This window comes from Thioalkalivibrio versutus (assembly GCF_001020955.1).
Classification (GTDB): Bacteria; Pseudomonadota; Gammaproteobacteria; order Ectothiorhodospirales; family Ectothiorhodospiraceae; genus Thioalkalivibrio; species Thioalkalivibrio versutus.
Window position 1 is genome coordinate 2,744,376 of the sequence record NZ_CP011367.1, and the last position, 24,345, is coordinate 2,768,720.

Here is a 24,345-nt window from a genome sequence, read left to right on the forward strand (position 1 = left end):
GGACTGGGTTACAGGCGGGCGACCCCGCTGTCGCGGGCGGCCTGACTGATCGCCTGCGGCACGGTGTCGATCAGACGGGGATCGAACGGGGTCGGCAGGATGTAGTTCGGGCCGAATTCGAGCGTCTCCAGCCCGTAGGCATCCAGCACCACCTGCGGCACCGGCTCGCGGGCCAGTCCGGCCAGGGCGTGTACCGCGGCCACCAGCATCTCGTCATTGATCGTCCGGGCGCGCACATCCAGCGCGCCGCGGAAGATGAACGGGAAGCCGAGCACGTTGTTCACCTGGTTCGGGTAGTCCGAGCGCCCGGTGGCCATGATCAGGTCGTCGCGGGTTGCGTGCGCCAGCTCCGGACGGATCTCCGGGTCCGGGTTGGACAGGGCGAAGACAATCGGCTTCGGCGCCATGGACCGCAGCATCTCCGCGGTCAGCAGGTCCGGGCCGGACAGCCCAATGAACACGTCGGCACCGGCACAGGCATCGGCCAGGCTGCGCGCGTCGGTGTCCACCGCGAAGATCTGCTTGTATTCATTCAGGTCATCGCGCTGGCTGTGGATCACACCCTTGCGATCCACCATGAACAGATTCTTCTTCGCCGCGCCCAGGCGGACCAGCAGCTGCATGGACGCGATCCCCGCAGCCCCGGCGCCGACACAGACGATCTTCGCCTCGCTCAGCTTCTTGCCCTGGATCTCCAGCGCATTGACCAGGCCGGCCGCGGTGATGATCGCGGTGCCGTGCTGATCGTCATGAAAGACCGGGATATCCAGGCGTTCGGACAGGCGGCGCTCGATCTCGAAGCAGTGCGGCGCGGCAATATCTTCCAGATTGATGCCACCAAAGCCGCCGGCAATGCGCGCGACCGTGTTGATGAAGTCCTCCGGCTGCGCGGCGTCCACCTCGATATCGAACACGTCGATATTGGCGAAGGCCTTGAACAGCACGCCCTTGCCCTCCATCACCGGTTTGGACGCGAGCGCACCCACGTTACCCAGCCCCAGCACCGCGGTGCCATCGGTAATCACTGCGACCAGGTTGCCCTTGCCGGTGTAGCGATAGGCCAGCTCCGGGTCCTCGGCAATCGCCCGCACCGGCGCGGCGACGCCCGGCGAGTAGGCCAGCGACAGATCATCCTGGGTGGCGGTGGGCTTGGTGATGTGGATCGCCAGCTTCCCGGCCGGCTGCTGCTCGTGGTATTCCAGCGCGCGCTGGTTGAAATCCTTGGACATGGTGTAGCGAGGCCTTTTGTCGGACGGTTGCTTCAGAAACAGGTGCAGGCCCGGTGCGGTAGGCCCGCACCGGAAACGAAATCAGTTGACCGGGTGGGTGGGGACGGACCCGCGCCGGGCCTCGTCATACAACGGGCGGTACTGGTCGGCCAGACGGGTGAGTTCGCGCTGGCGCGAATCCGGTGCCGGGTGAGTGCTCAGGAATTCCGGCTGACCGCCATTGGCCTGGGCAGCCATCTTGCGCCACAGGCTGGCTGCGGCATCCGGGTTGTACCCGGCACGCGCCGCCAGCTCGATACCAATGCGGTCGGCCTCGGATTCCATGCCCCGGCTGTGCGGGAGCTGCACGGCAAGCACGGCCCCCAGTGCCGCCCCGGTCAGGGCCACCTGCGAACGGTCGCCGGAGAGGGCGTAACCCGTCAGGGCCAGATTGCTGGCCAGCGCAACCGACATCTTTTCCGCCGTATGCGCCGACAGCGCGTGGGCGATCTCGTGCCCGATGATCTGCGCGAGCTCGTCATCGGTCAGCTCCAGCTGTTCGATGATACCCGAGTAAATCGCCATCTTGCCGCCCGCCATGGCGAAGGCGTTGACGGTATCCGGGGCCTTGATCACCGCGATCTCCCAGTCCCAGTCCGCGGTCTCGGGACGGTATTTGACCGCCTGCGCAACCACCTTTTCGGTGATGCCCTGCACCCGCGCGGTCATCGCAGGATCGGCATTGATGCGACCCTCCTCGCGCGCCGGCGCCAGCATCTCGACATAGGCGCTGCGCGACGCATCGATCGCCTGATTCTCGGAAACCAGCATCAGCTGCGAGCGTCCGGTCACCGGATTGGTGGTACAACCGGGAATCGCCACGGCCAGGCCGGCGGCGACCAGAACCGTCAGGAACAGAGAGGCCAGGCGACCGCGAGCGGTCCGCCAGGACTTGGAAAGAGCACGCATTATTCCGGTACCTCTAGATCGAGCGGATGGCGTATGCGCATCCGGAGTCGGTCTCTCCAAGGATACACCTGACCGCGCACAATCACCGCCTCGCCGTTCAAGGTATCGGGCTGGAGATCGGGCCAGTGATTGCGGTCACGCCCGCGAATCAGGACGTCCAGCGGCCCGTCCAGCTCCAGCACCCAGTGACGCGACGTCTCGCGCACGGCCACCACCTCGCCGTGCACCCGCAGCCGGCCCTGGCGCAGGGCACCGGAACGCGGGTCCAGCATCCGGACCGGCAGGGCGGCCGGGCGCTCCAACCACAGACCCCGCTCCCCTGCCCGTGCTTCGGCCTCCGCCACGTAGAAGCAGGTATCCAGGGCGGCCGGCTGCGGCCCGGGGCGCGGCATCGCTTCGCCGGCGGCAATCAATTCGGCCGCCAGCAACGGCCCGCCGGGCAGCCAGGCATGCATGCGCAGGCGCCCTTCGGCGTCCCGGGCGGGACGGCCCGGGCGCAGGATCAGCCGCTGATCGACCGCGTCCAGCCGGGCGACCAGTGCCTCGCGCAGCCCCTCGTGAAGATGCAGGGGTCGCATCGGGCCGGCGCTCTCCGGCAGCGGCGCGGCCGGGGCCAGACCAATCACCTGAACGGTCCGCCCATCGGTCAACCGCAGACTATCGAAGCCCTGGACGCGCTCCACCTCGACCTCCTGAAGCCCGCGCGGATCCTGATCCGCCAGTCGGCACTCGGCCCGGGCCGCAGCAGTGGCCAGAAGCACCAGGGCCAAGCCCACAACGCAGACGAGGGCGCCCCGCAGGACGCCCTCGTCGGGTCGGACAACGTCCGCCGCAGCAGTCACGTGTCCGTTCGCGTTGCGCGCCATCCGGCGCGCCGCAGCCTCAGAATGCGAAGCGGCGGTTGAACTTGTCGACCTGGCCGGCGGTATCAACGATCTTCTGCTTGCCGGTGTAGAACGGATGGCATTGCGAGCACACGTCCAGGTGCATCTCCTCGCCGGAGAGCGTGGAGCGGGTCTCGAACTGCGTACCGCAGCTGCAGATAACCTTGACGTTGTGGTAGTTCGGATGGATGTCGGCTTTCATGGTCGGCTCACGCAGGTTCTGGCGAAAAGTCCGATAGCATAGCGGTGCTACCCGCCCGAGCGCAAGACCAGGTTGCGACGGCATTTGCAGAGCGCGTTTCAACTCTGGGTGACAACTGCCTGAATGACTGGGTGGTTTTACCCGTGCGGACAACCTGTGGATAACTTTGTGGACGAATTGTCGCGCCCGGAGCGGAATCCACCGGAAACGTCAAGGCGCCGCCGCCGGATCCCGGCAAAGATATCACGCAAACAACTGGTTTTTAAGCCATTTAATACCGGCCCATCAGTCCAATGTGTTGCCACGGGCTACCCCCTTCAGCCTCGAGCACCATCGCCAGGCGCTGTGCATAAGGGTCGCCGTATCTTCCTCATTGCCCCGCGTTTTCCGGAGCAATCGTGGTGTAGATGGCCGAATAATCCGCATCGGCCAGGCCCTGCTCGCGCGCACGATCCAGTAGATCTGCCAGCAGCGGCAGCCACGGCCCCACCAGGTGGGCATCCTCCACCGCGCGTTCGGTCAGGCGCACATCCTTCAGCAGGTGCTTGACCGGAAAGTTGGCGGTACCGAAGTCACCGGAGACCATCTTGCCAAGCTTCTTGTCGAAGGTCGGGGCATACAGGGCACTGTCGCGCAGGATCTCCATGAAGGTATCCACCGCCACCCCCTCGCGCCGTACCAGCCCCAGGCTGAGGGAAAACGCCGCGGTAAGACTCGCGATCAACTGGTTGAAGGCCAGCTTCAGCGCCGCCCCCTGCCCGACCGAACCGACATGCCGGGGTGTCTCGCCCAGAGCCGCCAGTACCGACTGGGCCCGGGCGAAGTCGGCCTCGCGGTCGGCGCCCGCCATGATCAGCAGACGGCCATCCCGGGCCTCGGGGATGGAACCCAGCACCGGCGCCTCCAGGTAGCAGGCGCCGGCGCCCCGCACCCGTTCCGCCAGGGCCCGGCTCTCGGCCGGCAGGATGGTCGCCATCTGGATCACGCAGCGACCATCCAGCGCACCCGCCGGCAGGGCATCCAGCACGGCATGGATGGCCGCGGCATCACTGAGCATCAGCACCAGCACGTCCGCCTCCGCGACAGCCGCGGCGGGCGAACTGTGAACGGTGACCCCCTCGGCCGCCAGATCGCTCGCCCGCGCGACCGTGCGGTTGTAGGCCACCACGGGAAATCCGGCCTGCAAAAGACGCAGGCCCATGGGTTGCCCCATGAGCCCGCATCCCAGCAGCGCCACTCGGGACGCAGCCATGGTTACCCCCTACTTGATCTTGTCATCGAGATCGTCCGTATACCCCAGCAGGGTATGCGGCGGCGGGGCCTCTTTCTGGTACTTGCTCGGCGTGACCGCCTCGGTCTGGTGCAGGCTTCGCCACAGGCCGAACACCATGATCAGCATGATGACCGAGAACGGTAGCCCGACACTGATCGCGGCCGCCTGCAGCGCGGCCAGTCCGCCCGCCAGCAGCAGGATGGAGGCGACCACTCCCTCGAGGATGGCCCAGTACACGCGCTGGGTGACGGTCGGGTTGCGCACGTCACCGGAGGCCAGGGTGTCGATCACCAGCGAGCCGGAGTCCGAGGAGGTCACGAAGAAGGTGACGATCAACACCGTCGCCGCCGCCATCACGGCCACGGACAGCCAATCCCACAGCGGCATGGCCTGCAGGGTCACGAACAGCGCGGTGGACATGTTCTCCGACACGGCGCCAGTCAGGTCGACCACGCCATCGAGCTCGTAGCTCATCGCGGTACCGCCGAACACGGCCAGCCAGACGAAGGCCGCGGCGGTCGGGGCCAGCAGCACCCCGGCGACGAACTCGCGGATGGTACGGCCGCGCGAGACCCGCGCGATGAACATGCCGACGTACGGGGCCCAGGAGATCCACCAGCCCCAGTAGAAGATGGTCCAGGAGGTCGCCCAGCCGGAATCCTCGATCGTGTCGGCCCACAGGCTCATCTCGGGCAGGAACTGAACGTAGACGCCGGTGCTCTCCACCAGGAGGCGCAGGATGAACAGGGTCGGGCCCATGACCAGCAGCAGCGCGATCAGGATCACCGCCAGGCCGATATTGAAGTTCGACAGGCGCTTGATGCCCTTGTCGACGCCCAGCGCGACCGAGCCCACCGCGATCAGGGTAATGATCGCGACCAGCACGATCTGCATGTAGGTGGATTCCTCGATCCCGAACACGAAGTTCAGGCCCGAGTTGATCTGCATGACACCGAGGCCCAGCGAGGTCGCCACGCCGAACATGGTGCCGAACAGCGCCACCACATCCACCAGGTGCCCCCAGGGGCCATAGATCCGGTCGCCGATGAAGGGGTACAGCGAGGAACGGATCAGCAGCGGGAGATTGTGGCGGTAGGCGTAATACGCCAGCGACAGGCCGACGACAATGTAGATTGCCCAGGCATGCAGCCCCCAGTGGAAGAAGGTGTAGCGCATCGCCTCGACCGCCGCCGCGCTGGTCTCGCCCTCGGCGTGCGGTGGGCTGAGGTAGTGGTACATCGGCTCGGCGATGCTCCAGAACAGCAGCCCGATCCCCATACCCGCGGAGAACAGCATCGCGAACCACGCGGTGTAGCTAAAGCGCGGGGCCTCGAACTGATCGCCCAGGCGCACCCCGCCGTAACGGCTGAACATCAGGTACAGGGAGAAGACCAGGAACACGGTGACGACCAGCATGTAGTACCAGCCGAGATACTCCCCGATGCCGCTTTGCAGCTGGGCGAAGACCGCTTCGGCGGTGTCCGGGAAGATCGCCCCGAACAGGACGAACAGCGCGATCACGATACTCGAGGTGTAGAAGACCGGGCTGCAGATCACGCCAAAGCCGCCGAGGCGGGTTTGCGTCAGACCGGGGGTGGACTGCTCATCCATTCGGTTTCCCCTTGTATTCTTGTGGCGAGCGCGGGCCGGCGCGGGCTTGCTCCGAACGTGCTCCGGGAGCCGCACAGGATCACGCCCGTTGGGCGTTGCCGCAGTAGGTGGGACAAAGCCACCGTAGCGAAAGACTGCTCCGACTGCAAAAACGTGAAGGGCTTCGCACCCGTCACCATATCCTGCGCCATATCCGGGGCCATATTACGCCGCCTCGGCGACGGGAGCACGGGCCAGCAACAGGGCACGGGCCTGCCCGCCCTGACGCTCGCGCTCGATCTCCCAGCCACCCGCAGCGAGGAACTCGAGGTCCGCCTCGGACTCGATTTCCACGTAGATCCGGCTGTCCGCGTGCAGCCAGTCGTGCGCGCGAAGGGCCTCGAGCACCGGCGCCACCCGGCCCTGGCCGAATGGCGGATCCACCAGCACCAGATCGAAGGGCAACCCACCTGGCGGTTCCCCGGCCAGCAGGCGCAGGGCGTCATCCCGGCGCACGCTCACCTGCTCGGCCCCCAGGGTCTCGCAGTTGGCCTGAAGCTGGGCCGCGGCACGGGCATCGCGCTCGACCAGCAGCACCGAGTCCGCCCCGCGCGAGGCCGCCTCCAGTCCCAGCGCCCCGGTGCCGGCGAACAGGTCGAGCACCCGCGCGCCCGGGAGTCGCGGCTGCAGCCAATTGAACAGGGTCTCGCGCAGGGCATCCGCGGTCGGGCGCAACCCGCCGACCCCAAGCACCGGCAGCCAGCGGCGGCGCCAGGCCCCGCCGATGATGCGGATGCGCGCAGAGCGCCCGGCGGGGGCGCGCCTACTCCTGCCCACCCACGATCACCGTGACCATCGCTTCCGGGTTGATGCGCTCGCGCAGCCGCGCATTCAGGTGATCCAGCTCGACCGCCTCCATGCGTTCGATGTAGCGCTCCAGATAATCCAGCGGCAGATCATAGAAGGCGATCATCCCGAGCAGACTGACGATGTCGCTGTTCGAGGCCAACGACAGCGGGAAGCTGTTGACCACATTCTCGCGCGAGGCCTCCAGCTCGTCGGCATCGATACCCTCGGCATGCCAGCGCTCGAGTTCCTCGCGCAGCGCGGCCACCGCCTCGTCCGCCTGATCGACCCCGGTCTGCATCCCGATACGGAAGGGACCCTCGACCGCCATGGGCTGAAAGCGGCTGCTGACCGAATAGGCCAGTCCGCGCGCGCTGCGAATCTCCAGGAACAGGCGCGAGATAAAGCCGCCCCCGCCGAACGCATGGTTGGCCAGGGTCAGGGCATAGTGGTCATCCTCGCCGCGGCGCAGGGTCGGGGCCCCCATGTGGATATGGGCCTGCTCGGAAGGGAAGTCGATACGTTCCTCGACCGGGTCCTCGCGCGGCTCCACCGCGGGCAGCGGTTCCACCGCAGGTCCCTGCGGCAGGGCGGCGGAGATGCGTGCCGCCGCAGCCTCGGCCTCACTGCGGCTCAGCCCGCCCGTGATCGCCAGGGCGCCGTTGGCCGTGGTGTAGTGGCGCTCGTAGAACGCGCGGGCATCCGCGGGCTGCAACGCCTCCAGGGTCTCGCGCTCGCCGCCCGGCCAGTTGGCGTAGGGGTGATCGCCATACATCAACTCGTAGAAACGCCGGGTGGCCACGCTCCCGGGATCCTGGCGCTCGCGCTGCAGCCCCTGCAGGGCCTGGCGCCGGGCTCGATCGAAATCGGCCTCCGGGAAGGCTGGCTCGGCCAGGACTGCGGACATAGTCTCCAGCGCCGCGTCCATCCAGTCCGGCTCGGTCAGGCTACGCAGGCTGACGATGGCCATGTCGCGCAGTGCTGTGGTGCTGAACTGCGCGCCCACCGACTCGAAACCCTCGGCCAGCGCGTCCGCATCCATCTCCGCCGTGCCATGCTGCAGGGCGCTGCTGGTCAACGAGGCCAGGCCATTCTGGTCGCCGTCGCGCGAGGCCCCACCGTCGAAGGTCAGGCGCAGGTCGACCATCGGCAAATCCGGCGCCGCCACATACAGCACGCGCAGCCCCTCGTCGGTCTCCCACTCCTCGATCTCCACCGCCTGGGCCGGCAGCGCCAGCAGCCCGACCAGGGCTACCAGGAATCCCGTTCGCATCATGTTGCCTCCCGTCATCACATACCCCCCGCGGTATCGCCATAGGGTTCTACCGCACCCGGATCGGGCGGGTCGTCACCATCCAGGGGCTGCGGATCGAGAATGCCGACCGTGCGTCGTTCCGGCACCAGGTACTCGCGCACCACGCGCTGCACATCCTCGGCAGTCACCGCACGCACGCGCTCGACGAAGCGATCGCCTTCCTGCCAGCCGACGCCGATGATCTGCAGCATGCCCAGCTGGAAGGCCTGGGAGCGCACCGAGTCACGCTGGTACACCTCGGAGGCGATCACCCGCGCCTGCACCCGTTCCAGTTCGCTGTCGCTGACCGGCTCGTCCTTCAGCCGCTCCACCTGCTCCAGCAGGGCCGCCTCCAGCGTCTCCACATCCCCCGCGGGGCCGCCTCCAGCGTCTCCACATCCGTGGCCGCCGTGGGCACCGCCGCAATCATGAACAGGTCATCCAGCCGGCTGAACGGGCTGTAGCGGGCCGAGGTCGCGCCGGCCAGTTCTTCGCCCCGTACGATCTCGCGGGCAAAGCGCGAGGCCTCACCGGAATCCAGGATCCCGGCCGCCACCATCAGTGCGTAGACATCCACCGGGTCGTCCACGGTATTCAGAACCGGCGCCTTCCAGCCCATCAGCAGGTAGGGTAGCTCTGCGGGGGCCTCGACGGTGATGCGGCGCTCGCCCTTTTGCGGCGTCTCGGCGCGCGGCTTCGTCTCCGGGAGATCACCCGCCGGGATGTCCCCAAAATGCTCCCGGGCCGCCTCGATGACCCGCTCGGCATCGACATCGCCGACCACCACGACCACCGCGTTGTTCGGGTGGTAATAGCGGTCATACCACGCCTGATTGTCTTCCAGGGTGTAGGCCTCGATATCGCTCATCCAGCCGATCACCGGATTGCCATACGGATGATTGAGGAAAGCGGTGGCCATCAGCTGCTCGCGCACCAGAGAGTTGGGCTGGTCCTCCACGCGCAGACGGCGCTCTTCCTTTACCACGTTCAATTCCGGACGGAACTCGTCTTCCTGCAGCTTCAGATGCTGCATGCGCTCCGCCTCCATCGCCATCATGGTCTCCCAGTGATCACGCCCGATGATCTGGAAGTAACCCGTGTAGTCACGGCCGGTAAAGGCATTCTCGCGCCCGCCCAGACGCGAGACGATGCGCGAAAACTCGCCGGGCTCATACTGCTCGGTCCCGCGAAACATCATGTGCTCCAGCATGTGCGAGATGCCGGTCACGCCACTGTGCTCGTCGGCCGACCCGACCCGGTACCAGACCATGTTGGCCACCACCGGGGCACGCCGGTCCTCCAGCACCAGGACCGTCAGGCCGTTGTCCAGCGTAGTCTCGACCACCTTCGATTCGATCTCGGGCGTCGCGGCCAGGACCCCGACGGGCCAGGCAAAGACAAACGCCGTAACGAGCACTGTGACCAGGTTTTTACCGCGCATGATTCATGAATCCTCGTGCTAGCATTGGCGAACTCTCTACTTGACCACATCGAGCATGTTCGGTTTCCGCAAAAAGAAGTCCGAAGACCCGGCCACCCCCGACGCGGAGGCACCTGGCAGCGAGCCGGACAAGCCCGCCCGCGGCGGCTGGTTCCAGCGCCTGCGCAAGGGCCTGGCCAAGACCGGGCAGGTCCTGGGCGGCGACCTGGGGTCGCTGCTCCGGCGCAAGATCGACGACGAACTGTTCGAGGAGCTGGAAGAACGCCTGCTCCTCGCGGACGTGGGCCTGGATGCGACCCAGCGGATCATGGATCGTATCACCCGCGAGGTGAAACGCGGACAACTGGATGACGCCGAGGCCCTGATGGACGCCCTGGAGGCGGCCATGATCGAGATCCTCGAGCCGGTCTCGCGCCCCCTGGAGATCCCGGAGGCCGAACGCCCCTTCTCCATCCTCGTCGTCGGTATCAACGGGGCCGGCAAGACCACCACCATCGGCAAGCTGGCCCATCACCTGCAGGCGAACGATCGCTCGGTGCTGCTGGCGGCCGGCGACACCTTCCGCGCTGCCGCGGTGGAACAACTGCAGACCTGGGGCGAGCGCAATGGCGCTCCGGTGATCGCCCAGGGCACCGGGGCGGATTCCGCCTCGGTGGTCTACGACGGCCTGCAGGCCGCGCAGGCGCGCGGCATCGACGTGATGATTGCCGACACCGCCGGGCGCCTGCACACCCAGACCAACCTGATGGACGAGGTCCGCAAGGTGAAGCGCGTGATGGGCCGGCTGGACGAACACGCCCCGGACGAGGTCCTGCTGGTGGTGGACGGCGGCACCGGCCAGAACGCCCTGAACCAGGCCCGTCAGTTCCACGAGGCCCTGGGCCTGACCGGAATCGTCGTGACCAAGCTGGACGGCACGGCCAAGGGCGGCGTGCTGTTCGCGCTGGCCGAACAGCTGGGCATTCCGGTGCGCTTCATCGGGGTCGGGGAAAAGGCCGAGGATCTACAGGTCTTCGATGCCCGCGCCTTTGTGCGCGCCCTGCTCGGCCGCGATAGCGACTGACGAGCACACCGGATGATTCGTCTGCAACGCGTCACCAAGCGATTCGGCAGCGCGTCCGAGGCGCTCAGTAACGTCAGCCTGCGCGTGGACCCGGGTGCGATGGCCTTCATCACTGGGCCCTCCGGCGCCGGCAAGAGCACCCTGCTGCGCCTGATCGCCGGGCTCGAGCGCCCGACCCGCGGGCGCATCCGGGTCAACGGCCACGACCTCGACCGCCTCTCCAACCGCGCGATTCCGGGGTTTCGCCGCAGTATCGGACTGGTGTTCCAGGATCATCGCTTGCTGTTCGACCGCCCGGTGTTCGACAACGTCGCCCTGCCGCTGGAGATCCTCGCCTACCGCCGCCCGGAGATGCGCAAACGCGTGCGCGCGGCGCTCGACAAGGTCGGGCTGCTGCACAAGGAGGGGGTCAACCCGCGGACCCTGTCGGCGGGCGAACAACAACGCGTGGGCATTGCCCGGGCCATCGTCCACCGGCCGGTCCTGCTGCTGGCAGACGAGCCCACCGGCAACCTCGATCCGGCGTTGTCGCGCGAGATCCTGCAACTGTTCGACGACTTCAACCGGGTCGGCATGACCGCCCTGATCGCCAGCCATGACCTCGGCCTGGTCGAGCGCATGGGCAAGCCGGTCCTGCACCTGGAAGACGGACGCATCGAGGCCCGTGCGGCCGCGGGGGCCCCGGCATGAAGCCGGGCCGTCGCCTGCTGGACACCGTACCGGCCTGGCTGGAGGCCCATCGGGATGCCGCCCGGCGCAGCCTGCAGCGCCGCCTGCAGGCCCCGGTTCTGAGCCTGATCAGCATTGCCGTGCTGGGCTTCATCCTCGCCCTGCCGGCCTACCTCTGGGTCCTGCTGGACAACGCCCGCGCCCTGTCCGCCCACGTGGACCATGACCCACGCATCGCCCTCTACCTCGACGGCGTGGAGGCGGCCACGGTCGCGGATCTGGAACGCCACCTGGAGACCGATGCCCGGGTAGAACGCTGGATCTGGATCGATGCCGACGAGGCCCTGGCCCGCTATCGCGAGGGCCTGGCCGACCCGAGCCTGCTGGACTGGCTGGACGAAAACCCGCTGCCGGACGTGGTGGATGTGGTCCCCGCGACCGCGGATCCCGAGACGGTTGCGGCGCTGCGCGAGGCGCTTGCGGCCACCGTGCCGGGTGCAACGGTGGTCAGCGACGACGACTGGGTGCGGCAGTTGAACAGCCTGCACCAGTTGGGGCTGCGCATCCTGTCGGTGGTGGGCGCCCTGCTGGGGCTGGGGGCGTTGCTGATCCTGGCCCTGGCGACTGCCTCGGAGCTGCGCGAACGCCGGGAAGAGATCGCCATCTCGCGGATCAGCGGGGCCACCCACCGGTTCCTGCGTCGACCCTCCCTCTACGGTGGCGTGATGACCGGCCTGGGTGGCGGCGTTTTTGCCGGCATCCTGCTGCTCATCGGGATCGGCCTGAGCCGGGCGCCACTGGAACAGGCCGCGGCCGCGTTCGATCTCGAATTCGGGCTGTCCCTGCCTGGGGCCACCCATCTCCTGGCCCTGCTCCTGGCCGGACTCCTCCTCGGCTGGCTGGGCGCCCGGCTGGGCAGCGGGCATGCCCTGCGGGATGCCCCTTAGGGAGACGCGTCCCGGACGAAACGTCCGGAACCTTTGCAGGGTTTAGCACTCTTATTCACAGACTGCTAATGTAGAGTCATGAATCGGGAGGAAACACCACGCATGAACCAGGCCCTGACCACTCCACGCATCGACATGCCCGTACCGGTGGGCAACCTCGATCACTACATGCAGGCCGTTGGCCGCATCGAGGTGCTGGACGCCGAGCACGAGCGTGAACTGGCCGTGGCGCTGCACGAGCGCCAGGACCTGGATGCGGCACGCCAGCTGATCCTGCACAACCTGCGCTTCGTGATCCACGTTGCGCGCGGCTACAAGGGGTACGGCCTGCCTCTGGGGGATCTGATCCAGGAAGGCAACGTGGGCCTGATGAAGGCCGTCCGCCGTTTCGACCCGAATCAGGGCGTGCGCCTGGTGTCCTTCGCCGTGCACTGGATTCGCGCCGAGATCCACGAGTTCATCCTGCGCAACTGGCGCATCGTGAAGGTCGCGACCACCAAGGCCCAGCGCAAGCTGTTCTTCAACCTGCGTAGTGCCAAGCAGCGTCTCGGCTGGCTGTCCAATGCCGAGGTCTCCGCCGTGGCGCAGGATCTGGGCGTGTCCGAAAAGGACGTCTGGGAGATGGAACGCCGCCTCTCGAGCCAGGATGCGAGTTTCGACCCGGGCCCCGAAGCCGACGATGAATACGGCTATCAGGCCCCGTCGGAACGCCTGAGCCTGGAGGACCTGAGCGACGACCCCGCCAATGTGACCGAGGACGAGGACTGGGACCGTCATTATCAGGAACGCCTTAGCGAGACCCTGGGCGAACTGGACGAGCGTTCGCGCACCATCCTGATGCGCCGCTACATGGCCGACCAGAAGGCGACACTGCACGAGCTGGCCGCGGAGTACGGCGTTTCGGCCGAGCGCATCCGCCAGATCGAGAACAGCGCGATCAAGCGCATCCGGGCCGCCTTCGACGACTGACGCTTTCGCACCCTCGCGAAACCAGGGCCCCGAACGAAAAAGGCCCCGGCATCAGCCGGGGCCTTTTTGTTGCCGGGTGCAGCGGGACCAAGCCCGGCACCCGGCACGGTTCCATGCCCGATCAGCCGAACAGGATCACCGAGAAGAAGCTAATCCAGGACCAGATGATCAGGCCGACCGTGAACGTCAGCGGAAAGTTGGGGAAAGTAAACCACTCGCGCATCTCGAAGTCCTCGGGAAATTTCAACCAGAATAAGCAAAGGGTAAGCGGGTCCGCAGCGCGGTGCAAGTTCGACCGAGGTCAGCGCTGGGACTTTTTCCGACCCCCACCGGTCGCGTCGGGAGGGGCCTCCTCGCCGGATCCGGTCGGGATACGCGGGTCATCATCGTCCATCAGGATGCGATGCGCCGGGCCCTGAAGATCGTCGTACTGCCCCGAGCGGATGGCCCAGAACAGCACCACGCCCACCACCAGGGCGAACAGCATGGCCAGCGGGATCAACAGGTAGAGGATTGACATGCTTCCAGTGTACCCAGGCGCGCGAACGGCTTAAACCGGGGGTGGCCGTGACGCCGGATCGCGCACGGCCTCTCCGGACGGCACCGACGACTCGGCGCCTGTGTCCATCACGTCGCGCCCCGGACGCAGGCGCAGCGCATTGCCAACCACCAGCAACGAGCTGAGCGACATGCCCAGCGCTGCCAGCCAGGGAGTCAGCAGCCCCGCCGCGGCCACCGGGAGGGCCACCAGGTTGTAGCCGATTGCCCAGGCGATGTTCTGCCGGATCACGCGCCGCGTGTGGCGCGCCTGGTCCAGCGCCTGCGGCAGGTGTTCCAGGCGATCCGAGAGCAGGACCAGGTCGGCCTGATTCTGCGCCAGCTGGGTGCCGCCACCCATCGCCAGCGATACGTCGGCCCCGGCCAGCACCGGGGCATCGTTGATGCCCTCGCCGGCCATCAGGACCACCCGGCCCTCTGCCTGGCGAGCGTGCACATAGGCGAGCTTCCCCTCCGGGGTCAGGCCACCCTCGGCTTCGGCGATGCCCATTTCCGCCGCGAAGGCCTGCGCGGCCTGCGGGCGGTCCCCGGTCAGCAAGACCACCCGCAACCCACGCCGCTGCAGATCGGCGATCACGTTCCGCGCCCCGGGACGCGGAGTGTCGGCCAGCCAGAACAGGGCGACCGGTTGGTCGTCGACCACCAGCCAGACCGGGGTGGCCAGGGGATAGCCCAGGGGTGGCTCCGGGCTGGGCGTACCGCGCTGCGGCAACATCGACGATCCACCAATGGCCACACGGTGGCCCTCTATGTGGCCAACGAGGCCACGCCCGGGGAGGTTGCGAACCTCGCTAGCGACCACCGTTGAGGACTTGGCCGGAGCGACGAGGGCGCGTGCCAGGGGGTGCTCGGAATGGGCCTCGAGCGCGGCGGCCCAGTTCAGCCAGTCAGCCCCCTCGGGCGCGGGCTGCAGCTCGGATTGTGCCACCAGACGCGGCATGCCGACGGTCAGGGTTCCGGTCTTGTCGAGACAGACCATATCGACGCGCGGCAAGGTCTCCAGGGCACTGCCGCGCGTAACCAGCAGACCGAGGCGCGACAACGCGCCGGTGGTGGCTGTCAGCGCGACCGGCGTCGCGAGCGCCAGGGCACAGGGGCAGGTGGCGACCAGCATGGCGACCATGACCCAGAGGGCCCGCGTCGGATCGATCCACGCATACCAGACCAGACCCGCCAGCGCCGTCAGGACCAGGACGGCACCCACAAACCAGCCGGTACCGGCCTCGGCGATCCGGGCCATCCGCGGCTTCTCGGTCTGGGCGCGATCGAGCAGCCGCTGGATCGCAGCCAGGGTCGTCTCGGCACCGACGCGCTGGACCTCGATGGCGAGTGGGCCATCGACGTTCACGGTCCCGCCGGTCACGGGATCCCCGATGCGCACCGCGTGCGGCTCGGGCTCGCCGGTCAACAGGGCACGATTAACCGTCGACTCGCCTTCGCACACCACGCCGTCCGTGGGCATGGTCTCGCCCGGGCGAACACGTACCCGATCCCCCGGCACCAGCTCGCCGACCGGGACCGCCTCGACGCGCCCGGCTGCATCCAGACGATTGGCGATGGCGGGAACCAGGCGATCCAGGCGGTCAATGGCATGGCTGGCGTGCTGGCGCGCGATCAGCTCCAGATAGCGGCTGGTGAGCAGGAAGAAGACAAACATCACGACCGATTCGAAATAGACGTGCTCGCCGGTCCCGAGGATGACCGCGTACAGGCTGGCCAGGTAGGTCACGATGATCGCCAGACTCACGGGCACGTCCATCCCCAGCTGGCGATGGCGCAGGTCGCGCCAGGCGCTTTGATAGAACGGGATCGCGGAATACAGGACGACCGGCGTGGTCAGCGCCGCCGCCACCCAGCGCATGAACTGGAGCAGGTCTTCGTGCTCGGTGTCCTCGGCGCCCAGCCAGAGCGCCACGGCCAGCATCATCACCTGCATCATCCCCAGGGCGGCAACGGCGATCCGGCGCAAGGCGAGGCCCCGTTCGCGGGCGATCGCCTGCTCGCGGGTTCCGGGGTCGTAGGGATGGGCGTGGTACCCGATGTCGCGGATCGCCTTGAGGATATCCGACAGGGCAATCCGCTCGGGGTCCCAGACGGCCTGCGCGCGATGGGTGGAGTAATTCACGCGAAAGCTCTCCACGCCCGGAAGGGCCTGGACATGACGCTCGTTCAACCATACGCAGGCCGCACAGGTAATGCCCTCGAGCATCAGGGCGGCCTCACGGCGGTCGCCCTCTGCGCCGGCGGGCGCGACGAACTGTTGCTGGACGCCGGGGTGATCGAACAGTTCGAGCTCGCGGAGCTCGTCGGGGATCAGGGGGCTGCCGGTGTCCGCCGGGGGGGCATCACGGTGATGGTAATAGGCCCCCAGGCCACGCTCGATGATCGCGCTGGCCACGGCCTGGCAGCCGGGGCAGCAGGTGGGTTCCTCGCGGCCCTCGAACGTCACCGGGTAGCAGGCGCCTACCGGTACCTCCAGGCCGCAGTGGAAACAACGGGCCTCGGCCTCGGGCGTTGCCGGGCCCTGCGAGTCGGACGCGAGCGCCACGGCGGGAGCGCGGTGGGCTAACCGGGCTGGGCGCTACGCACGCGCGTGCGTGCCTGTTGCTCCAGAAGCTGCCCATCGTGCTGGACCTGGAAGCGCAGATCCCAGCGCCCCGGTGCCGGCAGCGCCACTTCGACCTGATACATGCCCTCGCCCATCGCCTGCATCTCGAAACCCTGGTCGCGCCGTTCGTCGGCCAGCCACATGAAGAGGCCGCGGATGCTGGCATCGTCGATCGGCTCGCCGTCCGCATCGCGCACCTCGACCTGCAGGGTAGCGGTCTCGCCCTCGGTGGGTCGGTCAACCCAGCCCTGACGCACCTGCCAGCCCTTCTGTCGCTGCTCCTGCAGCTCCGAGACGCGGTGCACGGCGAGCGCTTGCTTGCGGCTCTCCATTCCGGCCACAGTGCCTGGGAAAGCGGAGGTCACGCGCTCGGCCCGGTTCTCCGGCTCCGGCAGGATCGAGCCGATGAACTGCTGCGGCATCCCGTTATGGGCGAGCGTGATCAGGACTGCCTGCACCGAGGCGACCATGGTGAAGAACCCCACCAACACCAACGGGGCCCAGTGCAGGCGCCCAATCTTGGCCTTGCCACCACTTTCGACCTCGGCCTCCTTCTGGGTGAACACGATCCCCAGGCCGTAAGGCACGATGATGTAGAGCGCCAGATGAATGGCGAAGACGTCGGCCCCCTGCCAGGTCAGGATCGAATAGGGGATAAACACGAACAGCATGAGCGCGACCACCACGGCCGAGGTGCTGTAGGCCTTGAACCGCGTGAAGCGGTAGATCAGGGCGAACAGGATGGCCAGTGCCGCACTGCCAATGCCGAGGGTAATGACGAGGTTGCTCATATGCTTTTCTTCGTTTCCTGCGTGAACGCAAGCTAGGCGCTTGCGGTGTGCCGCGCGAGTTCCGGCAGCTCGGTTACTGTTTCTTCGCCGGTAGCTGGCGGCAACGCTTGCTAGCGGTGACTGAACTGCGAGGTCACCTCGAGCGGTTCGATATGGCCCTCGCGGTCGGTGATCACGAAGCGGAAAGGCTGCGGCGAGGGAGTACCGGCGGGCACGTCGTGGCGCACACGCGCCACGACGGTCAGCCGCTCACCGGGCTCCAGACGGATGCGTTCCACCTGGCCCAGATCCAGTTCGGCGCCCTCCAGCCCCGCCAGGCCGATCTCGAAGTCCAGCTCCCGATCGGCGGTGTTGTTCAGGCGGATCTCGTAGCCGTTCTGGGTGCGACCATCGGACATCTGGACGTAAAGCGGCTGGCGCACCTGGTTGACGTTGGCGTCCACCGGCGGGCGCCCGAGAATACTGCCGACCAGCGCCACGATCACGATCAGCACGGCGGCCCCGTAGCCAAGGGTCTTGCCGCGCAGGACATGGGTCTTCCCGCCCTCCTGCTCGCGCTCGGAGGTGTAGGCGATCAGGCCTCGTGGCCAGCCCTGCTTGTCCATGATGGTGTCACAGGCGTCGATACACAGCGCGCAATGAATGCACTGGGGCTGCAGACCGTCGCGGATATCGATGCCGGTCGGGCAGACCTGAACGCAATAGCCGCAATCAATGCAGTCGCCGACCCCGGCCGCCTGGCGTTCCTCGCGCGTCTTCAGGCCCGGCTGCACCTTGGCACGCCCGGCTGTGCCTTCGCCACGCGACTCGACATAGGACACGATCAGCGTGTCGCGATCGAACATTACGCTCTGGAATCGGGCATAGGGGCACATGAAGGTGCAGACCTGTTCCCGCGCCAGGCCGGCAAAGGTGTACGTCGTGGCCGTGAGGATCCCGGCCGTTACATAGGCGGCGTGGGCCGCCTGCCCGGTAAAGAAATCGGCCACGAGCGAAGGCGCATTGCCCCAGTACAAGACGAACCCAAGCCCGGTCGAAAAGGCGACCAGGAGCCAGGAAAGGTGGGTCAGGCCGTACTTGACGGCCTTCTCCCCATTCCAGGGCTGCTTGGCCAGGCGCAGGCGGGCGGGCCGTTCACCCTGGATCTTGCGTTCCAGCCACATGAAGACGTCGGTCCACAGGGTCTGGAAGCAGAAATAGCCACAGAACACCCGTCCGGCGACGCCCGTGACGAAAAACAGCAGCAAGGCGGCCACGAGCAGGAAGCCGGCCAACCAGAAGATGTCCTGCGGGTAGACGACCAGATCGAAGATGTGGAACTGCCGGCCCGGGATGTCGAACAAGACCGCCTGATTGGGGCCGTATTCGCGCTCCCAGCGGACCCAGGGCAGGCCGAAGAACACACCGTAGGCGAGCAACAGGATGCCGGTCTTCAGATTGCGGAAACGCCCCTTGACCGACCGCGGATGGATCGGGATGCGTGCCTCGTACAACGGCTGGGCCTGGGACATCAAAACCTCCTGGAGTTCAATCCGGCAGAGTGGGGCGGCCGCAAGGCGCGCCCTGGGATCGGGTTCCTTCCAAAAAAGCAGGGGCGCCCTCGGGCGTCAAACAACCCGGCGGGCACCCCTGTAGTTATCGCGGCGAGCGCCCGGCCCCGGGGCTCACCATACGGTCAACAGTTTCGCGCTTACTGCCCGCCACCCAACGAATGCACGTAGGCCGTCAGCATCTTGATCTCGGCATCGGACAGACGATCCCCGAACGCAGGCATCTCGCGCTGGGCGCCGTTGCGAATGAAGTTCGCCACCAGACGCTGGCGCTCGCTATCGCTTTCCGCACCGCGCACGTCCACCAGACCCCAGAGATCATTGGTCAGGTTGGGAGCACCCTGGGAGGCCAGGCCCTGGCCATCCATGGCGTGACACTGGAAGCAGCCGCCATCGGTACCGGTGAAAATGCGTTCGCCGGCGTCCGCTTCTTCTTGGTCGACGTTGTAGTCGTTGAGCGACAGCACGTACGCTGCGACCTGGTTCAGCTGGTCGCCGTCGAGGGTGTCACGGTAGCCCGGCATGTAGCCCAGGCGACCCTGGTGCAGGGTTTCCTCGATCTGCTCCACGGTGCCACCCCACTTCCAGTGGTCGTTGCGCAGGTTCGGGTACTGCCCGACCACGCCGGCACCGCCAACCTGATGGCAAGCGGCACACCAGGTGCCGAAGGAACCCTGGGCGTAGGCGTTGACGAAGCTCATGCTCTCGGCGTCCTGCAGGATGGTTTCGTAATCCTGGGCCGCGACCTGTTCAAGCATCTCGCGCTGACGCACCGCGTAGGTGCCGGTCTGCATGTCCTTGGCCAGCAGCGCACGGGTGTTCCAGTGCATCGTGCGCTCTTCGCCACCCTGCTCGAAGGTGATGGTGTTGAAGCCCTTGGTAAAGCTGTCACCGATCGGCCAGGCCGGGTAGATCAGCCAGTACACCACGGCAAACACGATCGTGGCGTAGAAACCCCACAGCCACCAGCGCGGGAGCGGGTTGTTGTATTCCTGGAGGTTCCCGTCCCAGACGTGCCCAGTGGTCTCGACCTGGTTCGGGTCCTTTTCGCGGTTGTCCTGTGTGCTCATTGCTCGTCACTCTTGGTTTTGTCACGCCGGGCCACGGGCTCCCGATGTGAATCATCGTCATCCAGAGGAATATAGCGATACGTCTCGAACTTCCGGGCGCGCTGACGGTTGGCAAACAGGAAGATCACGACCCCGATAAAGGTGCCCATGAAGAGCAACAGGGCGACCATCTTGCTGTTGCCCATGTCCGTGATCCATTCCCACAGTCCCATCATGTTCGCGCCCGCTCCTCCTTACCGGAACTCGGCAAAGTGTCCGTCGTCGTATTCGCTGAAGTCGACCATGGTCCCGAGCACCTGGAGATAGGCGACGATTGCGTCCATCTCGGTGACCGTCCCGGGGTTGCCGTCGAAGTTCCCCGCCTGGGCCTGGCTAACCAGGTTGTCCTCGGCGTCACGGATATCGAACATCCGGGCGTGCTCTTCGCCGAAGCGCTCGACGTTGGCCTCGTATTCCTCTTCGGTGAGCGAGTACGGCACACCGACCCGCTTCAGCGCGACCATCCGGCGGTCGATATCGGAGTAGTCAAGCGGGGTTTCCGCCAGCCAGGGGTAGCCCGGCATGATCGACTCCGGCACCAGCGACTGCGGATTGATCAGGTGCTGAACCTGCCATTCGTTGGAGTACTTGCCGCCAACACGGGCGAGGTCCGGACCGGTGCGCTTGGAGCCCCACTGGAACGGATGGTCGTACTGCGACTCGGCCGCCAGCGAGTAGTGGCCGTAGCGCAGCATCTCGTCACGGAACGGACGCACCATCTGCGAGTGGCAGGTGTGGCAGCCCTCGCGAACGTAGATGTCGCGGCCACGCTGTTCCAGCGGGGTGTAGGGACGCACGCCGTCCACTTCCTCGATTGTGTCGTCGATGTAGAACAACGGCACGATCTCGACCAGGCCGCCGACGCTGATCACCGCAAGGGTGAGGATGATCAGCAGGCCGGCATTGGTTTCAACGCTTTCATGCTTCATGGATCTATTCTCTCCCTAATCAGGCCGTGCGGGCTTCGGTGGACGCAGCCTGGGCCTCGCGGGCCTCGGCCTTGATGCCCGAGCGAACGGTCATCGCGATGTTGAACGCCATGATCAGCATGCCGGCGAGGAAGAACCCGCCACCGATGGCGCGCACCACGTACGGCTTGTGCAGGAACACCACCGACTCGGTGAAGGTGTAGGCAAGGTTCCCGTACTGGTCGAAGGCACGCAGCATCAGACCCTGACCGATACCGGCCACCCACATCGCGGTGATGTACAACACGATCCCGATGGTCGCCAGGAAGAAGTGCACGTACACCAGCTTCAGGCTGTACAGGTTCACGTTCCACAGGCGCGGCATCAGGTGGTACAGGGAGCCGAAGGTGATCATCGCCACCCAGCCCAGCGCACCGGAATGCACGTGGCCCACGGTCCAGTCGGTGTAGTGCGACAGCGCGTTCACGCTCTTCAGCGACATCATCGGACCTTCGAAGGTCGACATGCCGTAGAACGCCAGCGCGGTGATCAGGAACAGCATGATCGGGTCGGTGCGCAGCTTATCCCAGGCGCCCGACAGGGTCATGATGCCGTTGATCATGCCACCCCAGGAAGGCAGCAGCAGCAGGATGGAGAAGGTCGCCGCCAGGGTGGAGACCCAGTCCGGCAGGGCGGTCCAGTGCAGGTGGTGCGCGCCCACCCACATGTACAGGAAGACCAGCGCCCAGAAATGGATGATGGACAGCTTGTACGAGTAGATCGGACGCCCGGCCTGCTTCGGCACGAAGTAGTACATCATCCCGAGGAAGGCCGCGGTCAGGAAGAAGCCCACCGCATTATGGCCGTACCACCACTGAGTCATCGCATCCTGCACCCCGGAAAACACGGAGTAGGAATGCGGGTGGAACAGACCCACCGGCACCTGGATGTTGTTGAAGACGTGCAGCAGCGCGGTCGCCAGGATGAAGGCCATGAAGAACCAGTTCGCCACGTAGATGTGCGGCTGGTTCCGGCGCAGCAGGGTCATCAGGAAGACCATGAAGTAAGCCACCCAGACAACCAGGATGATCAGGTCGATCTGCCAGTTGAACTCGGCGTACTCGCGGCCCTGGGTGATCCCCATCATGTAGGTGATCACGCCCAGGATCAGCGCCAGGTTCCACCCGTAGAAGGTGAAGCTCGCCATGGAGTCACTCCACAGGCGCGTCTGGCAGGTCCGCTGAACGATGTAGTACGAAGTAGCAAACAGCGCATTACCCCCGAACCCGAAGATCACGGCCGAGGTATGGACCGGGCGGAAGCGCCCAAACGTGATCTGCGCGATATCGAAATTCAGGAACGGGAACGCCAGCTGCGAAGCGATCCAAACGCCCGCTGCCATGCCAAACACGCCCCAGAGGACGGCGGCAATGGCGAACCGCTTGATGATCGCGTAGTTGTACTGCTCGGAAGTCGCGACTGACGCTGCGGGTGCGGCACCCGCCGTAGTGGCTGCTTGTGACATGACTTTTCCACCTTGCTGCGGGGAACACGGATGTCCCGATCGTTCGGGGGCGTGAACTCTACCCCATTCCGGGCCCACAAAAAACCAATACCGCCTGTGTCACTCGGATATTGAGTGCGATTGGCGGAACTTTTGACCACATCGATAATACATCGGTCATACACCTCCAGGCGAGAGGGCGCCGGGCCGATTCGTTGATCTGGATCAACGAATCGGCTGGACCGGGATCACCCGCCCCGCCGGGCGCGATGGCGGCGGGGCGTCCGGCACCCAGGCATGGCCGTAGACCACCTCCCAGGTTGCCGGAAGGCGACCCTCCACGCCGAAGTCGCGCGCGTAGGCCTCGGCCACCGCAACCAGGCGGCGCGGACCGAACAGTCCGGGCGACCGGCCCGACAGGGCATTGCGCACCCCAACCCCGCGCAGGTCACGAATCAACCCGGTCAGATCCGGGTAGGTCAGGGTCAGGGCCTCCTGGTCCATCACCGGATCGGCAAACCCGGCGCGCACCAGCGCATCGCCAATGTCGTGCATATCCATGAAGGCGTTCACATGCGTCCCCGCCCCACCGTCCACCGTCGCGAAGGCGGCCCGCAGCTCACGCAGGGTGTCAGGACCGAAGGTGGTAAACATCCACAGCCCGCCCGGGCGCAGGATACGCCGCACCTCCATGAAGGCCTGATCCAGGCTGGCGCACCACTGCAGGGCGGAACTGGAAACCGCCAGGTCGAAGGACTGCTCCGCCAGCGGCAGCGCCTCGAGATCGCCGCAGACCACCTGCGGCCGGCGCAGCCAGCGCCCGCGGCGGCGCGCCCGCGCGACCATCTCCGGGGCGAAATCGACCCCGGCCAGGCGGGCTTTGCGGTAGCGGCGGCTCAAGTGGTCCAGGGCCTCGCCGATGCCGCAGCCGAGATCCACGACCTGCTCCGGCTGCATGCGAACCCAGTCCAGCCGCCCCAGCATTCGCTCCTGCACCTCGCGCTGCAGGACTGCGTGCTCCTCGTAGGTGGAAGCCGCCCGCGCGAAGGCCTCGCGGACCCGCGCCTTGTCGAGGTCGAAACTGTCGGATCGGCTCATGCGGATTTCCCTGCGCTGCACTGATTCAAGAACTCGACGACCAAACCGGCCAAGGATTGCGGGCGCGCGAACCACTCCGCGTGGCCGCCCACGCCGCGGACGATCCGACTGGCGGGTCGCAGCCCGTGCAAATCCTCCGCCACGGCGGCCGGCACCAGCGCATCGCCCGCCTCCAGCCAGGCCGCCGCCGGCACCTCCAGGCCCGCCCAGACGGACCGAAGATCCGCCGCCTCCAGTAGCGCGAGGCCGGCCTCCAGGCCCTCGGGCGAGGCTGGAGCGGCCTGTAACTCCGCCACCAGCCGGCGGGCGAGCGAAGCGGCATCCTGGCTGCCACGTGCACAGAGCATCGCCAGGCGGCGCTCCAGCCGCCGGCGGCCACCCACGAGGGCTGCACGAAAATCTTCCAGCTCGGCCGGGGGCAGGGCCGCCGGCCAGTCGTCGGCCTTCGCAAAGCGCGGCGAGGACCCGATCAGCAGCAGCCCCTGGGGCCCCGACCACTGGCGCGCGGCGGCCAGCGCGACCAGACCGCCCAGGGACCAGCCCGCCCACACCGGACACTCGACATCCGCTGGCAGCGAAGCGATCAACGCCGCCGCGGTGCGCTCGGCATCCGCCAGCGTCTCGCCATCGCCGGCGACCCCGTGCCCGGGCAGGTCCGGCGCCAGGACCCGTGTCGCGCCCGGGAGCGCGGCCCGCAGCGGCGCCCACACCGCGCCGGAGAAGCCCCAGCCATGCAGGAGCACCAGCGTCGGAGCACCGCCCTGCGATTGCGCGGCAGGCACGTCAGCGCCCTGAACGGCGGCCACCGGCTTGCGTATCATGTGCGGTCGAATCCTCTCGCCAATCCGCGCAGGCAGGCTGACC

The 24,345-nt window shown here is 66.7% G+C and carries 23 protein-coding genes and 1 pseudogene; 4 read left to right on the top strand and 20 right to left on the bottom strand.

Annotated elements, in window-relative coordinates; translation table 11 throughout:
* Positions 1-8: 8 nt before the first annotated feature.
* From TVD_RS12755 to TVD_RS12795, 9 genes and pseudogenes are all read right to left on the bottom strand, one after another.
* Entirely contained in the window at positions 9-1,229 is a 1,221-nt protein-coding gene (locus tag TVD_RS12755; RefSeq protein ID WP_018168921.1) for a malic enzyme-like NAD(P)-binding protein, read from the bottom strand.
* Between the two features lie 81 nt (positions 1,230-1,310).
* Positions 1,311-2,177: a M48 family metallopeptidase gene (locus tag TVD_RS12760; protein ID WP_047251758.1), complete on the bottom strand. Its 867-nt coding sequence runs from the start codon at positions 2,175-2,177 to the stop codon at positions 1,311-1,313.
* Entirely contained in the window at positions 2,177-3,043 is an 867-nt protein-coding gene (locus TVD_RS12765; RefSeq protein ID WP_047251759.1) for a thermonuclease family protein, read from the bottom strand. Before TVD_RS12765 ends, TVD_RS12760 begins: the two co-directional genes overlap by 1 nt.
* Positions 3,044-3,059: 16 nt before the next feature.
* The gene (rpmE, locus tag TVD_RS12770; RefSeq protein ID WP_018145101.1) at positions 3,060-3,263 is read right to left on the bottom strand and encodes a 50S ribosomal protein L31; all 204 of its coding nucleotides are present in this window, start codon (positions 3,261-3,263) and stop codon (positions 3,060-3,062) included.
* Positions 3,264-3,633: 370 nt separating this feature from the next.
* On the bottom strand, positions 3,634-4,464 hold the full coding sequence (locus TVD_RS12775; protein ID WP_047251760.1) for an NAD(P)-dependent oxidoreductase: 831 nt from the start codon (positions 4,462-4,464) through the stop codon (positions 3,634-3,636).
* 60 nt (positions 4,465-4,524) lie between these two features.
* Positions 4,525-6,147 (bottom strand): BCCT family transporter, encoded by a 1,623-nt coding sequence (locus TVD_RS12780; protein ID WP_047251761.1) that lies wholly within the window; start codon positions 6,145-6,147, stop codon positions 4,525-4,527.
* Positions 6,148-6,351: 204 nt separating this feature from the next.
* On the bottom strand, positions 6,352-6,963 hold the full coding sequence (rsmD, locus tag TVD_RS12785; protein ID WP_047251762.1) for a 16S rRNA (guanine(966)-N(2))-methyltransferase RsmD: 612 nt from the start codon (positions 6,961-6,963) through the stop codon (positions 6,352-6,354).
* Positions 6,950-8,248: a M16 family metallopeptidase gene (locus TVD_RS12790; RefSeq protein WP_047251763.1), complete on the bottom strand. Its 1,299-nt coding sequence runs from the start codon at positions 8,246-8,248 to the stop codon at positions 6,950-6,952. The genes rsmD and TVD_RS12790 overlap by 14 nt, the downstream gene beginning before the upstream one ends.
* A 14-nt stretch (positions 8,249-8,262) precedes the next feature.
* Positions 8,263-9,683: pseudogene (locus TVD_RS12795) on the bottom strand (M16 family metallopeptidase).
* Between the two features lie 79 nt (positions 9,684-9,762).
* Here TVD_RS12795 and ftsY point away from each other — a divergent pair.
* The 4 genes from ftsY to rpoH all read left to right on the top strand — a co-directional run bounded on the left by ftsY (position 9,763) and on the right by rpoH (position 13,355).
* Entirely contained in the window at positions 9,763-10,770 is a 1,008-nt protein-coding gene (ftsY, locus tag TVD_RS12800; RefSeq protein WP_047251764.1) for a signal recognition particle-docking protein FtsY, read from the top strand.
* 12 nt (positions 10,771-10,782) lie between these two features.
* A complete protein-coding gene (gene ftsE / locus TVD_RS12805) occupies positions 10,783-11,460 on the top strand; it encodes a cell division ATP-binding protein FtsE (protein WP_018145094.1) in 678 nt (225 codons plus the stop codon).
* Complete coding sequence (locus TVD_RS12810) at positions 11,457-12,386, top strand: cell division protein FtsX (protein ID WP_047251765.1); 930 nt, start codon at positions 11,457-11,459, stop codon at positions 12,384-12,386. Before ftsE ends, TVD_RS12810 begins: the two co-directional genes overlap by 4 nt.
* A gap of 102 nt (positions 12,387-12,488) precedes the next feature.
* The gene (gene rpoH, locus TVD_RS12815) at positions 12,489-13,355 is read left to right on the top strand and encodes an RNA polymerase sigma factor RpoH (RefSeq protein ID WP_018145092.1); all 867 of its coding nucleotides are present in this window, start codon (positions 12,489-12,491) and stop codon (positions 13,353-13,355) included.
* A 121-nt stretch (positions 13,356-13,476) separates the two neighbouring features.
* On the opposite strand, the gene TVD_RS15005 is transcribed toward rpoH, so the two are convergent.
* The 11 genes from TVD_RS15005 to TVD_RS12865 form a co-directional block, all read right to left on the bottom strand.
* The gene (locus TVD_RS15005; RefSeq protein ID WP_276202103.1) at positions 13,477-13,602 is read right to left on the bottom strand and encodes a hypothetical protein; all 126 of its coding nucleotides are present in this window, start codon (positions 13,600-13,602) and stop codon (positions 13,477-13,479) included.
* A gap of 54 nt (positions 13,603-13,656) precedes the next feature.
* Positions 13,657-13,875, bottom strand: coding sequence for a cbb3-type cytochrome oxidase assembly protein CcoS (gene ccoS, locus TVD_RS12820; protein ID WP_018937415.1), 219 nt, complete (start codon positions 13,873-13,875; stop codon positions 13,657-13,659).
* A gap of 30 nt (positions 13,876-13,905) precedes the next feature.
* Positions 13,906-16,461, bottom strand: a complete 2,556-nt coding sequence (locus TVD_RS12825) for a heavy metal translocating P-type ATPase (RefSeq protein WP_047251766.1) — start codon at positions 16,459-16,461, stop codon at positions 13,906-13,908.
* A gap of 17 nt (positions 16,462-16,478) precedes the next feature.
* Positions 16,479-17,312: a FixH family protein gene (locus TVD_RS12830; RefSeq protein ID WP_018168910.1), complete on the bottom strand. Its 834-nt coding sequence runs from the start codon at positions 17,310-17,312 to the stop codon at positions 16,479-16,481.
* 110 nt (positions 17,313-17,422) lie between these two features.
* Positions 17,423-18,823 (bottom strand): cytochrome c oxidase accessory protein CcoG, encoded by a 1,401-nt coding sequence (ccoG, locus tag TVD_RS12835; RefSeq protein ID WP_047251767.1) that lies wholly within the window; start codon positions 18,821-18,823, stop codon positions 17,423-17,425.
* Between the two features lie 179 nt (positions 18,824-19,002).
* Positions 19,003-19,932: a cytochrome-c oxidase, cbb3-type subunit III gene (gene ccoP / locus TVD_RS12840; protein WP_047251768.1), complete on the bottom strand. Its 930-nt coding sequence runs from the start codon at positions 19,930-19,932 to the stop codon at positions 19,003-19,005.
* Entirely contained in the window at positions 19,929-20,147 is a 219-nt protein-coding gene (locus TVD_RS12845; protein WP_018145085.1) for a cbb3-type cytochrome oxidase subunit 3, read from the bottom strand. Before TVD_RS12845 ends, ccoP begins: the two co-directional genes overlap by 4 nt.
* A gap of 18 nt (positions 20,148-20,165) precedes the next feature.
* Positions 20,166-20,900: a cytochrome-c oxidase, cbb3-type subunit II gene (ccoO, locus tag TVD_RS12850; protein ID WP_047251769.1), complete on the bottom strand. Its 735-nt coding sequence runs from the start codon at positions 20,898-20,900 to the stop codon at positions 20,166-20,168.
* 19 nt (positions 20,901-20,919) lie between these two features.
* Positions 20,920-22,404 (bottom strand): cytochrome-c oxidase, cbb3-type subunit I, encoded by a 1,485-nt coding sequence (ccoN, locus tag TVD_RS12855; protein ID WP_047251770.1) that lies wholly within the window; start codon positions 22,402-22,404, stop codon positions 20,920-20,922.
* A gap of 204 nt (positions 22,405-22,608) precedes the next feature.
* Positions 22,609-23,481: a malonyl-ACP O-methyltransferase BioC gene (gene bioC / locus TVD_RS12860; RefSeq protein WP_047251771.1), complete on the bottom strand. Its 873-nt coding sequence runs from the start codon at positions 23,479-23,481 to the stop codon at positions 22,609-22,611.
* Positions 23,478-24,302, bottom strand: coding sequence for an alpha/beta fold hydrolase (locus TVD_RS12865; RefSeq protein ID WP_047251772.1), 825 nt, complete (start codon positions 24,300-24,302; stop codon positions 23,478-23,480). The genes bioC and TVD_RS12865 overlap by 4 nt, the downstream gene beginning before the upstream one ends.
* Between the last annotated feature and the right edge of the window lie 43 nt (positions 24,303-24,345).